Origin of the sequence: Enterobacter cloacae complex sp. 2024EL-00711 (assembly GCF_047529885.1) — a bacterium.
GTDB classification, from domain to species: Bacteria; Pseudomonadota; Gammaproteobacteria; order Enterobacterales; family Enterobacteriaceae; genus Enterobacter; species Enterobacter ludwigii.
The window spans coordinates 63,703-76,857 of the sequence record NZ_JBLIZC010000003.1 but is presented as its reverse complement, the minus strand read 5'-3'; the positions used below and the strand labels follow the sequence as shown (position 1 = coordinate 76,857).

The following is a 13,155-nucleotide window of genomic DNA, read 5'->3' as shown; positions in this document are numbered from 1 at the left end:
ATCAACTGCGTTTTTAACTACTGCATAGCACGTTGGTTAAGCCATCTCAGTTTGCAGACGCATAACCTGACGGTTGACTTCAGACATCACAGACAGGTGCTGCTTGTCCTTCACTTTTGGGATAAGGATCTTGCCCTTATCAAACTCAAAAGCGCCAACATCCTTGATATACAACCGTCCACGGAACAGGATCTTCACGTACTTCGCCACCTGAAGCGGGTTGTAGCGTTGGAAAATTTTCATTCTTGTATCTCCTGCGAATCATACGCTCTTGCGGTGCCACAATCGGCCCGACTGTCCTGAGCGCAAATTTTGTTGCCCAAAGACTATAGACCAGAACTACGGTGTTACCCAGTATGCATAAGTTTATTTACCGTTTGATTACAATTATTCAGAATAATCTTTGCAAAGCTTCACTCAGGGCAGTATAAGCCGTCGTTTTTTCATGGATATGTGCGTTCACCCGCAAACTGGCATCGGGATTGCGGGAAAACCACATTGATCGCACTTATGATTAAAAGCGTATGACCAAGTGGTCGGATCACCTGCAAACAATAAGGAAACACCATGACCCTACGAACTATCCTTGCAGCAGCCTGCCTGCTTCTGCCCCTGTGGGCTAGCGCTCACGCGATTGAAAAAGGACAACGAGTACCACCAGTCGGCATTGCTGACCGGGGAGAATTGATTCTCGACAATGATAAGTTTAGCTACAAAGCGTGGAATAGCGCGCAGCTCGCAGGCAAAGTGAGAGTTGTACAACATATTGCCGGTCGTACATCCGCAAAAGAGAAAAATGCCAACCTGGTGGAAGCGATCAAGGCCGCAAAATTCCCACACGACCGCTACCAGACCACCACGATTGTTAATACTGACGATGCCATTCCTGGCTCCGGAATGTTTGTGCGTTCAAGCCTTGAGAGCAATAAAAAACTCTATCCGTGGTCGCAGTTTATTGTCGACAGCAACGGCGTGACGCGTAAGGCGTGGCAGCTGGAGGAAGAGAGTTCCGCAATCATCGTGCTGGATAAAGACGGCCGCGTGCAGTGGGTGAAAGACGGGGCATTAACCCAGGAAGAGGTGCAGCAGGTTGTCGCCCTGCTGCACAAACTGCTGGCTCAATAAATAGAGACGCGGAAGCCGGGGTTAAGGAAGGATTCGCGCGGGGTGTAGTCCAGCGGCTTACCCTGCCAGTCATGAACATGTGCCCCGGCGGCCGTGGCGACCGCATGCCCTGCCGCGGTATCCCAGACGTTCGTTGGCCCAAAGCGAGGGTAGAGCTGGGCATGACCTTCCGCCACCAGACAGAATTTCAGTGATGAACCAATCGAGGTCGTCTGGTGTTCACCCAGCTGTTGCAGATATTCCTGCAGTTCGCTGTCGCTGTGCGACCGGCTGATCACCACCAGCGGTGGACGCGCATCGCGCACCTGAATCTGCTTACGCACGCCGCACTCTTCCTTCCACGCCTTACCGTATGCAGCGCTGTACATGACCTTCATCACCGGCGCGTATACCACCCCAAGCACCGCTTTGCCTTTTTCAATCAGCGCGATGTTGACGGTGAACTCACCGTTACGCTTGATAAACTCTTTGGTGCCGTCGAGGGGGTCCACCAGCCAGTAACGCTGCCAGTGCTGACGCTCGTCCCAGCTCTGCGGCGCTTCTTCTGACAGGACCGGGATATCCGGCGTTAAGGCCTGCAGTCCTTGCAGGATCACCTTGTGAGCCGCGATATCTGCCGCGGTGACCGGAGAGTCATCTGCCTTGCTGACGACCTCCATCGGTTTTGCACCGTCATACACCTGCATGATGGCATCTCCCGCATCCCGTGCGAGCTGACAAATCTTATCTAACATTCTCCACCTCTTTGTTAACGCAGTGGGGTTAACTCTTTGTTTTAGTTATATCGTAATGGGAACAATTCCGCTATCTGTGAAGCAATTCTGGTTTCATGGCGCTTTTTTCTGTCAGGATTCACATTTATGTAAGCAACACGCTATAGATACATACTCTTTTGTGGCCTGGATCGAAAAAAGGACTCCTCTGATGATTAAGTTTAGCGCAACGCTTCTGGCGACGCTGATTGCAGTGAGCGTACAGGCGGCGACGGTAGACCTGCGAATTCTGGAAACTACCGACCTGCACAGCAACATGATGGACTTCGATTACTACAAAGATACCCCGACGGAAAAATTCGGACTGGTACGCACGGCAAGTTTGATCGCTGCCGCCCGCAATGAAGTTAAAAACAGCGTACTGGTCGACAACGGCGATCTCATTCAGGGTAGCCCGCTCGGGGACTATATGGCGGCGAAGGGGCTGAAGAAAGGCGAGATCCACCCGGTGTATAAAGCGATGAACACCCTGGACTATACCGTCGGCAACCTGGGCAACCACGAATTTAACTACGGCCTGAAGTACCTGCACGATGCGCTGGCTGGCGCGAAATTCCCGTACGTTAACGCCAATATCATCGACGTTAAGACGCAGAAGCCGCTCTTTACCCCCTATCTGATTAAAGAGACCGAGGTTGTCGATCAGGACGGTAAAAAACAGACGCTTAAAATCGGCTATATCGGCTTTGTGCCGCCGCAAATCATGACCTGGGATAAAGCCAACCTCGACGGTAAAGTGACCGTTAACGATATTACCGAAACTGCGCGCAAATACGTGCCGGAAATGCGCGAAAAAGGCGCAGATCTGGTTGTGGTGGTTGCGCACTCGGGACTCTCCGCCGATCCGTATCAGGCCATGGCGGAAAACTCCGTTTATTATCTGAGTGAAGTCCCGGGCGTCGATGCGATCCTGTTCGGCCACGCCCACGCGGTCTTCCCGGGTAAGGACTTTGCCAACATTAAGGGTGCAGACATCGAGAAAGGGACGCTCAATGGCATGCCGTCGGTGATGCCGGGCATGTGGGGCGACCACCTTGGTGTGGTGGATCTGGTCCTCAATAACGACGGCGGCGACTGGAAGGTCACTCAGTCAAAAGCAGAGGCGCGCCCGATTTACGACGCTGCGGCTAAAAAATCACTGGCCGCCGAAGATAAAAAACTGGTCGACGTGCTGAAGCATGACCACGACGCCACCCGCGACTTCGTCAGCAAGCCGATCGGTAAATCGGCGGATAACATGTACAGCTACCTGGCGCTGGTGCAGGATGACCCGACTGTCCAGGTGGTTAACATGGCGCAAAAAGCCTATGTCGAACACGTTATTCAGGGCGACCCGGACCTGGCAAAACTGCCGGTGCTGTCGGCCGCGGCACCGTTCAAAGTGGGCGGGCGTAAGAATGACCCGGCAAGCTACGTTGAAGTCGAAAAGGGCCAGTTGACCTTCCGTAACGCCGCCGATCTCTACCTCTATCCGAACACCCTGGTGGTGGTCAAAGCGACGGGCAAAGAGGTGAAAGCGTGGCTGGAGTGCTCCGCCGGGCAGTTTAACCAGATCGATCCGAAGAGCAGTAAACCGCAGTCGCTGATTAACTGGGACGGGTTCCGGACCTATAACTTTGACGTGATTGACGGCGTGGAGTATCAGATTGATGTTACCCAGCCTGCAAAATATGACGGCGAATGCCAGGTCATTAACCCGCAGGCCGAGCGCATCAAAAACCTGACCTTTAAGGGCAAAGCCATCGACCCGAATGCCACCTTCCTGGTGGTAACCAATAACTACCGCGCCTACGGCGGCAAGTTTGCCGGCACGGGAGATAGCCATATTGCCTTTGCCTCACCGGACGAGAACCGCTCGGTGCTGGCGGCATGGATCAGCGCGGAGTCCAAAAAAGCGGGGGGCATTCATCCGGCAGTGGACAACAACTGGCGCCTGGCCCCCATTCACAGCGACACGCCGCTGGACATCCGTTTTGAAACTTCACCGTCCGATAAAGCGGCGGCGTTTATTAACGATAAAGCCCACTATCCGATGAAGAAAGTTGCAACGGATGATATTGGCTTCGCCATTTATCAGGTGGATTTAAGCAAGTAACGCGGTATGTGCCGGGTAGCGGCTTCGCCTTACCCGGCCTGCCTTTACGCCGCGCGTTCTTCCCGGTTCGCCATCACCTGCGGCGTATGCACTTCTATCCAGTCCGCCAGCGCGGCCACTTTCTCACTCACCTCTGTCCCTAACGGCGTCAGGCTATACTCAACGTGCGGTGGTACAACCGGATACGAGACGCGATTAACAAACCCGTCCTGTTCCAGCGCCTGTAGCGACTGGGCCAGCATCTTTTCGCTGACGCCCCCCATTTTTCGGCGCAGGTCGCTGAAACGGTGGGTTCCCTGCCGCAGGGCCACCAGAATCAGCACGCCCCAGCGGCTGGTGACATGTTTGAGAACCTCTCTGGAAGGACACTGTTCCGCGAAGAGGTTGCCATCGCGCATTTGTTCGCTGAGTGTCGGTATCGTTGTTTTCATACTTACCTTTATGTACGTACTTACTAAAAGTTAGCTATGGTGCTAGTGTGCCACAACACCAGACAAACACGAAGAGGATTCATCATGATCGCAATTACCGGCGCAACCGGCCAGCTTGGCCAGCTCGTTATCGAACAGCTGTTAAACACCGTACCGGCAAACCAGATTGTGGCGATTGTCCGCAATCCGGCAAAAGCTGAAGCCCTGAGCCAGCAGGGAATTACCGTTCGTCAGGGGGATTACGCTGACGAAAGCACAATGACCTCCGCGCTTAAGGGCGTAGATAAGCTGCTGCTGATCTCCTCCAGCGAAGTAGGTCAGCGCGCCACCCAACATCAGAACGTCATTAATGCTGCCAAAGCCGCTGGCGTGAAATTCATCGCCTATACCAGCCTGCTGCATGCGGATAAATCGCCGCTGGGCCTGCACGTTGAACACGTCGCGACGGAGAAGGCGCTGGCGGAGTCCGGCATCCCTTACGCCCTGCTGCGTAACGGCTGGTACACCGAAAACTATCTGGCGAGCGCACCGTCCGCGCTGGAGCACGGCGTATTTATTGGCGCCGCCGGTGAAGGCAAAATCGCCTCGGCCACCCGTGCGGATTACGCGGCTGCCGCGGCAAAAGTCATCTCCGGGGACGGCCATGCAGGCAACGTATACGAGTTGGCCGGCGACCACGCCTGGACGCTGAGTGAACTGGCAGCCGAACTCAGCAAACAGAGCGGCAAAAACGTGACGTATCAGAACATGAGCGAGGCGGATTTTGCCGCGGCGCTGAAGGGCGTTGGCCTGCCTGCCGGGCTGGCGGAGATGCTGGCGGACTCCGATGTGGGCGCGTCTAAAGGCGGTCTGTTTGACGACAGCCATACGCTGAGCAAACTGATCGGGCGTCCAACCACACCGCTTTCAGAGAGCATTAAAGCCATCCTGTAAATGTTGCAAAATGGTTATTTTTTGTAGCATCCCCTCGGGTCATCTCTGATAATGGAGAGATGACTCATGAGGAGGTTCACCGTGCAGGGCGTACCGGAACAGTTCATTGATGAGAGAGACAGCGCGCGCTTTCGCCATCTGGCGCATTTGCCGGGCCTGGAGCTTTATCACGCGCATATTTCTGACTACGCCTTTGAGCCTCATACGCATGAAGCCTTCGGCATCGGCACCATTGAAACCGGTGCCGAACGCTTTCGCTATCGCGGTACCCAGCATCTCGCGGCGGAAAAATCCGTCGTGACCATGAACCCGGACGAGATCCACACCGGGGAGTCGGCGACGGATGGCGGCTGGCGCTACCGGATGGTTTACATCGAACCCGACCTGCTGGAAGAGGTGACCGGCCTTCGCCACTGGTGGTTTAGCGACGTAACCCGCCATGACCCGCTGCGCTCACAGCAAATCGGCAGGCTTATCTATGGCCTGTGGCATACGGACGACCCGCTGGCGCAAAAAGGCCTGCTGCTGGATCTGATCGAGACCTTCCAGCCGTTAGCCCGCCACGCGCCGGTTACCCGGGAAGGTGCACACCGGTTCGAACGGGTTCGTGAGTATATGCACGACAACTACATGCACGCCCTGACGCTGGACGAGCTGGCCAACGTGGTCTCACTCAGCCCCTACCATTTTCAGCGCCAGTTCAAGGCGCATTTCCATGTCACTCCGCATCAGATGCTGATGGCTATCCGCCTGTGGCGCGCCAAAGCGTTTCTCACGCGCGGCATGCCCGCCGCCGAAGTCGCCGCCGCGACCGGGCTGACCGATCAATCCCATTTGACTCGCACCTTTACCCGCCGCTATGGCATTACCCCCGTGCGCTACCAGAAACAGGTCGTTAAGCGCTGATGCGCAACCTCATACAATACGCGCGCCCTTCCCCCTCCTACACTGAACGCAGAATAAACCGATGTGGATGGAAAAATGATTAGTGGTGTGTTGTATGCCCTGCTTGCGGGTCTGATGTGGGGACTGATTTTTGTCGGCCCGCTGATCGTGCCGGAGTACCCGGCAATACTGCAGTCGACCGGACGTTATCTGGCACTGGGGCTGATTGCTCTCCCGCTGGCGTGGCTCGGTCGTGCACGTTTGCGTCAGCTCGGCCGACAGGACTGGTTCACCGCGCTGGCGCTGACCATGATGGGCAACCTTATCTATTATGTTTGCCTGGCGAGCGCCATTCAGCGAACCGGTGCACCGGTATCTACCATGATTATCGGCACGCTGCCCGTGGTGATCCCGGTCTTCGCTAACCTGCTTTACAGCCACCGCGACGGGAAACTGGCGTGGTCAAAAATGGTACCAGCGTTGGGGTGTACCGCCGTGGGGCTGGTCTGCGTCAACATTGCCGAGCTGCAGCATGGGCTGGAGGACTTCTCGCTGTTGCGTTACGGTTCTGGCATCCTGCTGGCATTCGTTTCCGTGGTGTGCTGGGCGTGGTATGCCCTGCGCAACGCGCGCTGGCTGCGGGAAAACCCGGATAAACACCCGATGATGTGGGCGACGGCTCAGGCGTTGGTCACGCTCCCGGTTTCGCTTATAGGCTATGTGGGGGCCTGTCTCTGGTTAGGCCATCAGCAACCGGATTTCGCTCAACCGTTCGGGCCGAGACCGTGGGTCTTTGTCGGGCTGATGCTGGCGATTGCGGTGCTCTGCTCGTGGGTGGGCGCGCTGTGCTGGAATATCGCCAGCCAGAAGCTGCCGACGGTGATTTTAGGGCCGTTGATTGTATTCGAAACGCTGGCCGGGCTGCTTTACACCTTCCTGATGCGCCAGAGCGTACCGCCGCTGTTAACCGCCTGCGGGATTATATTGCTGGTCGTTGGGGTCGTGATGGCGGTGAGAGCAAAGCCGGAAAAACCGATGGTCGTTCCGGCTTCAGAGAGTTAAAACGTTTCCCAGTTCGCTTCAGACGTCGCCGCAACAGGTTTAGCCGCTGGAGTGTAGCTTTTCACCGGCGCGGCGTTGACCACCGGGTTGCGGGTAATTTTAAACACCGCCACCGCTTCGTTCAGGCGTGCCGCCTGATCTTCCAGCGCGGCCGCCGCTGCCGCAGACTCCTCTACCAGCGAGGCGTTCTGCTGGGTCACGCGATCCATCTCGGCCACCGCCTGACCTACCTGATCGATACCGCGGCTCTGCTCGTCAGAGGCAGAGGCAATCTCGCCCATGATGTCGGTCACACGGGTGACCGCATTCACGATCTCCGCCATCGTCGCCCCGGCTTCGTTTACCAGCTGTGAGCCGGCATTCACGCGCTCGCCGGAATCGTCGATCAGCACTTTAATCTCTTTTGCCGCCTGAGCGCTACGCTGGGCCAGGGTACGCACCTCACCTGCGACCACCGCAAAGCCACGGCCCTGCTCGCCTGCACGCGCGGCTTCCACCGCCGCGTTCAGCGCCAGGATGTTTGTCTGGAAGGCAATGCCGTCGATTACGTTGGTAATTTGCGCAATTTTGCTGGAACTGGTCGCAATGTCGTCCATGGTGCGCACCACACCCTCCACCACGTTACCGCCCTTCTTCGCGGTTGAGGAGGCATCGAGCGCCAGACGGGAAGCCTGACGTGCGTTATCGGCGTTTTGTTTTACCGTGGCGGTCAGTTGTTCCATGCTGGCAGCCGTCTCTTCCAGAGAGGCAGCCTGCTGCTCGGTACGGGAAGAGAGGTCGTTGCTGCCCGCAGAGATTTCCCCTGCACCGGTGTAAATGGTGTCTGCGCCTTCACGCACCACGCCCACCGTGTTTGCCAGCGAGGTTTGCATCTCCTGAACGTTGCGCGCCAGGATTGCCATTTCATTCTTACCCTCTGCCTGAATCGGCTGGGTCAAATCCCCTGCGGCAATGGCGCGGATATGGCCGATCACATCCTGCAGCGGCAGCAGCAGAACGCGGCGCATCGCAATCCAGCTGGAGACGATCACGGCAATCACAAGCAGCATGACCGCAGAGAGGATCCACAGGATACGTTTATAATCGTTTTCGTTATCTTTAATCCCTCTGTCCGTGAGGACGGCCTGGGCTTCACGCCATTCACGGTACACGTTCTGCATCGCGGTCTGTTTCTGCTCCGCATTCTGCTTGAACATATCTTCCAGATTGCCCTGGCCCAGCAGGACGTTCATTTGTGTCAGCGTGGCGGAGTAAATACGGTACTGCTCTTCCAGACGGTTAGCCAGATTCTCGTCCAGACCTGGAGTATTAGGCAAAGCGTAGTATTTATCGTAATGGGACTGCGCATCCGCCAGCAGGTTCTTCGCCGTGTTCACCAGTTCATTCAACTGGCCGCCGTTAATCTGAGACGCCATGCTGCTTTGCAGACGCAGCATGCCGCGGTTCAGGGTCACGCGGGCCTGGTTGAGGCTGATCCATGCATCGGTAAACTCGGCGACATTCTGGCTTGAGAGCTGCGAGACGGTGAAGTTATCTTTGTCGTTATTCAGCGCGTTGATAAAAATGCCGGCGGAAATGACTTGCATGATGCCGAGCACAAGCAGCACCGAAATAAGAAGGGTAATGACTTTTATACGTTTAAACATGCGTTGCCTTTTTTATATGCAGGTTTGTCTGACGTGGATATATCGGCAGGCACGGCGAGTTGTTTACTGTTTCCCCACGTTAAAAAACTTTCTAAAGTAATTTCCTGCATTCATTCAGCAAGTTAAAAGTCATTATTTTTTGTGATATGGCTCTCACTTTGCCCCTTCCCTCTAAAGGGTTATAGCATCGCCTTAAAGATGCATTTAAAATGCACCTTATATTATTGATGACGAGGTAACTGCTATGGCCTTCCGCGACCAACCCCTTGGCGAGCTGGCGCTCTCCATCCCGTGCGCGTCCGCGCTGTTTCGTAAATACGATATGGATTACTGCTGTGGCGGTAAGCAAACCCTGGCACGTGCCGCCTCGCGTAAAGAGCTGGATGTGGGGCTCATTGAAGCGGAGCTGGCGCAACTGGCTGAGCAGCCTATTGAGAAAGACTGGCGCACTGCAGCCCTTGCCGACATCATCGACCATATCATCGTGCGTTTTCACGACCGTCACCGTGAACAGCTGCCTGAACTGATCCTGCAGGCGACAAAAGTGGAGCGCGTTCACGCCGACAAACCTTCCGTACCGCGCGGTCTGGCGAAATACCTGACCCTGCTTCACGAAGAGCTTTCCAGCCACATGATGAAAGAGGAGCAAATCCTCTTCCCGATGATCAAACAGGGTATGGGCAGCCAGGCGATGGGGCCCATCAGCGTCATGGAAAGCGAACATGATGATGCAGGCGAGCTGCTGGAAGTGATTAAACACACTACCCATAACGTTACACCGCCACCAGAGGCGTGCACCACGTGGAAAGCGATGTACAACGGCATTAACGAGATGATCGACGACCTGATGGAGCACATCAGTCTTGAGAACAACGTCCTGTTCCCGCGTGCCCTCGCAGGTGAATAAAAAAAGGCGCCCGAGAGCGCCTTCCTGAGGTTATCATTCGGCCACAGCATCTGTGGCCTTTTTTATTAACGCATGCCTGCCATACGTTTCTTACCGATAAATAACCATCCCAGCCCCAGCGCGATGAACCACAGCGGCGTGACGATTAACGCCTGACGGGTATCGTCTTCCAGCGTCAGCAGAACCAGCACGAAGACGAAGAACGCCATGCACACCCAGCACATCAGCTTGCCCAGCGGCATTTTGTAGATCGATTTTTCATGCAGGTGCGGACGCTGTTTGCGGTACACCAGGTAAGAACACAGGATGATGGTCCAGACGAACATGAACAGGATCGCAGAGACCGTGGTGATCATGGTAAACGCACCGATCACACTCGGGTTCACGTAGAGCATCACCACACCGCCCAGCAGGCAGATACAGGAGAAGGTCAGCCCTTTCGCCGGCACCGCACGCTTAGACAGTTTGGCAAACGCGCGTGGCGCAACCCCTTCCTGTGCCAGACCAAACAGCATACGGCTGGTAGAGAACACCCCACTGTTGGCCGAAGAGGCCGCGGAGGTCAGCACCACGAAGTTAATCAGGCTTGCGGCCGCAGGCAGTCCAACCAGCACAAACAGCTCAACGAACGGGCTCTTGGTCGGTACAACGGAGCTCCACGGCGTCACGGACATGATGATAATCAGCGCGAAGACGTAGAACATAATGATACGAATCGGGATGGAGTTAATCGCGCGCGGCAGGGATTTCTCCGGATCTTTAGTTTCCGCCGCCGTGGTACCGACCAGCTCAATCCCCACAAAGGCAAACACCGCAATCTGGAAACCGGCAAAGAAGCCACTGATGCCTTTCGGGAACCAGCCGCCGTCATTCCACAGATGCGCGAACGAAGCCTGAACGCCGGTTGGAGACTGGAAGTGCGTCAGTACCATCACCAGGCCGACAACAATCAGGGCGATAATCGCCACGATTTTGATCATCGCAAACCAGAACTCCATCTCACCGAACATTTTAACGGTGGCGAGGTTAAGGCTTAGCAGCAGAACAATCACCGCCAGCGAGGCCACCCAGTCCGATAACCCCGGGAACCAGAACTGCGCGTAGGCCGTGATGGCGACCACATCCGCCATGCCGGTCACCACCCAGCAGAACCAGTAGGTCCAGCCGGTGAAGTAGCCCGCCCAGGGTCCAAGCAGGTCGGAAGCGAAATCGCTAAAGGACTTGTATTCGAGGTTCGAGAGCAGCAATTCACCCATTGCACGCATCACGAAGAAGAGCATAAAACCGATGATCATATAAACGAAAATGATCGACGGCCCGGCAAGACTGATGGTTTTACCTGACCCCATAAACAGCCCGGTACCGATGGCACCCCCGATGGCAATGAGCTGAATATGACGGTTTGTGAGATTGCGCCGTAGCGACTGTTCAGACGACGCCTCTTCGTCGGCGACGACTTTAACCTGATCTACCATGTGATATTTTCCTGTTTATGCCTGTCTGTGTTGTTAAGGCTCTTCTGGCCTTTAAATACGTCAAAAAAATAACGGTCCCCATGAAAGGACTCATCGATATTAGGTAAGAATCGGCGGGATGAATACTATGATTTGGATATTATGTTAATAATATGTTTAAAGTGAGTGTCATATCACTCATACAACGCGAAACAGCTCACAAAAATACACGCAACAGTTTCGTTTGCAAGATAAAATGTTGATTCCGTCGTAACTATAGGTTTTATCACTATATTCCTCTCCCCCGAAGGAGAGAGGAAATAAGAAAAGCTGATTACAGAATTTCCAGCAGCTCGACTTCAAACACCAGGGTGCTGAATGGCGGGATGGACGCACCAGCGCCACGCTCGCCGTACGCCAGGTTGTGCGGGATAGTCAGTTCCCATTTGGAACCCACTGGCATCAGGGTCAGCGCTTCGATCCAGCCCGCGATAACGCCGTTAACCGGGAATTCAGCCGGTTCGCCACGTGCTACAGAGCTGTCGAACACCGTACCGTCGATCAGTTTACCGGTGTAGTGCACGCGAACGTGGTCAGTACGCGCCGGGATTGCACCGTCGCCCTGGTTGATCACGCGGAACTGCAGACCAGACTCGGTGCTGTTCACGCCTTCACGCTCACGGTTCTCTTCCAGATATTTCACGCCTTCTGCAGCCATCTCTTCGAAACGCGCGCGACGCACGGCGTCAGCACGTTCGTGGATTTCACGCAGCGCACGGTGCACAACATCAACCGGAACCGCCGGGTTGTTGCCTTCCAGCGCATCAGCGATACCCGCCACCAGCGCTTCGGGTAACAGACCTTCCAGGCCGGATTCGCTCAGCTGCTGTCCTACCTGCAAGCCGATACCGTAACTTGCCTGCGCTTCGATAGTGTCAAAAGTCGGGGTGGTCATGGGTTTTCCTTCCATCACATTTAAAGTAGCGGGCAGCATATCAGCCATGCCCTTATGGGTAAAACTTTGTCTGAAGTTAAGGTGACAAACCGCGACGAAACAGAAACAATAGAGAGAACCAGGATTAATCCCGAACGAATGTCACGGATGTCGGGTTTGCTACGCCGTTCAGGCAGTTAGCAAACTATACTTCGGAGCACAGGATAAAAAAGACGCGGAGCAGGAGGAGAGCCATGCCCGGGCGATTTGAACTGAAACCTACCCTGGCGAAAATCTGGCAGGCGCCGGACAATTTTCGCATCATGGACCCGCTGCCGCCTCTGCATCGCAGAGGGATCATCATTGGCGCGCTGATGGTGATCGTGGGTTTCCTGCTTCCTTCCGGTGGCGATGACGCCGACACCGCGACGGTGACCCGCAATGCCCAGCTGGATATTCAGTCGCAAACGCGACCGCAGCCGGACACACAGCCTGTGCAGACGCAACTGGTCACCCCGTCGAACGATCCGGGACAGGTTGCGCCTGTTGAACCGGAACCCATTCAGGATGAACAGCCACAGGAACAGGCAGCGGCCCCGGCAGAGCCACAGGCTCAGCAGCCAACCGGCATTGAGCAGCAGTGGCGTTCCTATCGCGTAGAGCCGGGTAAAACCCTTGCGCAGCTGTTCCGCGACCACAATCTGCCGCCAACCGATGTGTATGCCATGGCGCAGGTGGAAGGCGCGGGCAAGCCGCTCAGTAATTTGCAGAACGGCCAGCTGGTGCAGATACGTCAGAATGCCAGCGGTGTCGTCACCGGGCTCACGATTGATACGGGAAATGGCCAGCAGGTGCTGTTTACCCGCCAGCCTGACGGTAGTTTTATCAGAGCACGTTAATGTTCAGGCCG

Annotated in this window: 13 protein-coding genes; 7 read left to right on the top strand and 6 right to left on the bottom strand. The window is 55.5% G+C overall.

The annotated features are described in order from the left end of the window. Positions 1 to 36: 36 nt before the first annotated feature. Positions 37 to 243, bottom strand: coding sequence for a DUF1107 domain-containing protein (locus ACMVME_RS10365; protein ID WP_003856054.1), 207 nt, complete (start codon positions 241 to 243; stop codon positions 37 to 39). A 324-nt stretch (positions 244 to 567) separates the two neighbouring features. Between ACMVME_RS10365 and ACMVME_RS10360 the strand changes: the two genes are divergently transcribed. Next, entirely contained in the window at positions 568 to 1,125 is a 558-nt protein-coding gene (locus ACMVME_RS10360) for a YtfJ family protein (RefSeq protein ID WP_014168347.1), read from the top strand. Here ACMVME_RS10360 and cysQ read toward each other — a convergent pair. Further along, positions 1,119 to 1,859: a 3'(2'),5'-bisphosphate nucleotidase CysQ gene (gene cysQ, locus ACMVME_RS10355; RefSeq protein WP_251858889.1), complete on the bottom strand. Its 741-nt coding sequence runs from the start codon at positions 1,857 to 1,859 to the stop codon at positions 1,119 to 1,121. The two genes, ACMVME_RS10360 and cysQ, sit on opposite strands and share 7 nt — an antisense overlap. Before the next feature lie 190 nt (positions 1,860 to 2,049). On the opposite strand from cysQ, the gene ACMVME_RS10350 reads away from it, so the two are divergent. Continuing rightward, on the top strand, positions 2,050 to 3,993 hold the full coding sequence (locus tag ACMVME_RS10350; protein ID WP_068795286.1) for a bifunctional 2',3'-cyclic-nucleotide 2'-phosphodiesterase/3'-nucleotidase: 1,944 nt from the start codon (positions 2,050 to 2,052) through the stop codon (positions 3,991 to 3,993). 44 nt (positions 3,994 to 4,037) lie between these two features. On the opposite strand, the gene ACMVME_RS10345 is transcribed toward ACMVME_RS10350, so the two are convergent. Beyond that, a complete protein-coding gene (locus tag ACMVME_RS10345) occupies positions 4,038 to 4,424 on the bottom strand; it encodes a winged helix-turn-helix transcriptional regulator (protein WP_014168344.1) in 387 nt (128 codons plus the stop codon). Between the two features lie 84 nt (positions 4,425 to 4,508). Between ACMVME_RS10345 and ACMVME_RS10340 the strand changes: the two genes are divergently transcribed. The 3 genes from ACMVME_RS10340 (at position 4,509) to ACMVME_RS10330 (ending at position 7,304) form a co-directional block, all read left to right on the top strand. Further along, the gene (locus ACMVME_RS10340) at positions 4,509 to 5,357 is read left to right on the top strand and encodes an SDR family oxidoreductase (protein ID WP_068795287.1); all 849 of its coding nucleotides are present in this window, start codon (positions 4,509 to 4,511) and stop codon (positions 5,355 to 5,357) included. A gap of 81 nt (positions 5,358 to 5,438) precedes the next feature. Beyond that, complete coding sequence (locus ACMVME_RS10335; protein WP_047355597.1) at positions 5,439 to 6,263, top strand: AraC family transcriptional regulator; 825 nt, start codon at positions 5,439 to 5,441, stop codon at positions 6,261 to 6,263. A 75-nt stretch (positions 6,264 to 6,338) separates the two neighbouring features. Then, complete coding sequence (locus ACMVME_RS10330) at positions 6,339 to 7,304, top strand: DMT family transporter (protein WP_047355596.1); 966 nt, start codon at positions 6,339 to 6,341, stop codon at positions 7,302 to 7,304. Here the strand turns inward: ACMVME_RS10330 and ACMVME_RS10325 are convergent. Continuing rightward, positions 7,301 to 8,950 carry a methyl-accepting chemotaxis protein gene (locus tag ACMVME_RS10325; RefSeq protein ID WP_068795288.1) on the bottom strand — a complete coding sequence of 550 codons (1,650 nt, stop codon included), beginning with the start codon at positions 8,948 to 8,950 and terminating at the stop codon, positions 7,301 to 7,303. The two genes, ACMVME_RS10330 and ACMVME_RS10325, sit on opposite strands and share 4 nt — an antisense overlap. Before the next feature lie 244 nt (positions 8,951 to 9,194). Between ACMVME_RS10325 and ytfE the strand changes: the two genes are divergently transcribed. Beyond that, the gene (gene ytfE, locus ACMVME_RS10320; protein WP_047743171.1) at positions 9,195 to 9,857 is read left to right on the top strand and encodes an iron-sulfur cluster repair protein YtfE; all 663 of its coding nucleotides are present in this window, start codon (positions 9,195 to 9,197) and stop codon (positions 9,855 to 9,857) included. 65 nt (positions 9,858 to 9,922) lie between these two features. Here the strand turns inward: ytfE and cycA are convergent, their stop codons facing one another. Next, the gene (gene cycA / locus ACMVME_RS10315; protein ID WP_014168338.1) at positions 9,923 to 11,332 is read right to left on the bottom strand and encodes a D-serine/D-alanine/glycine transporter; all 1,410 of its coding nucleotides are present in this window, start codon (positions 11,330 to 11,332) and stop codon (positions 9,923 to 9,925) included. A gap of 313 nt (positions 11,333 to 11,645) precedes the next feature. Further along, the gene (gene fklB / locus ACMVME_RS10310; protein ID WP_025205816.1) at positions 11,646 to 12,266 is read right to left on the bottom strand and encodes an FKBP-type peptidyl-prolyl cis-trans isomerase; all 621 of its coding nucleotides are present in this window, start codon (positions 12,264 to 12,266) and stop codon (positions 11,646 to 11,648) included. 233 nt (positions 12,267 to 12,499) lie between these two features. Between fklB and ACMVME_RS10305 the strand changes: the two genes are divergently transcribed. Further along, positions 12,500 to 13,144: an OapA family protein gene (locus ACMVME_RS10305; RefSeq protein ID WP_020882930.1), complete on the top strand. Its 645-nt coding sequence runs from the start codon at positions 12,500 to 12,502 to the stop codon at positions 13,142 to 13,144. Positions 13,145 to 13,155: the final 11 nt, after the last annotated feature.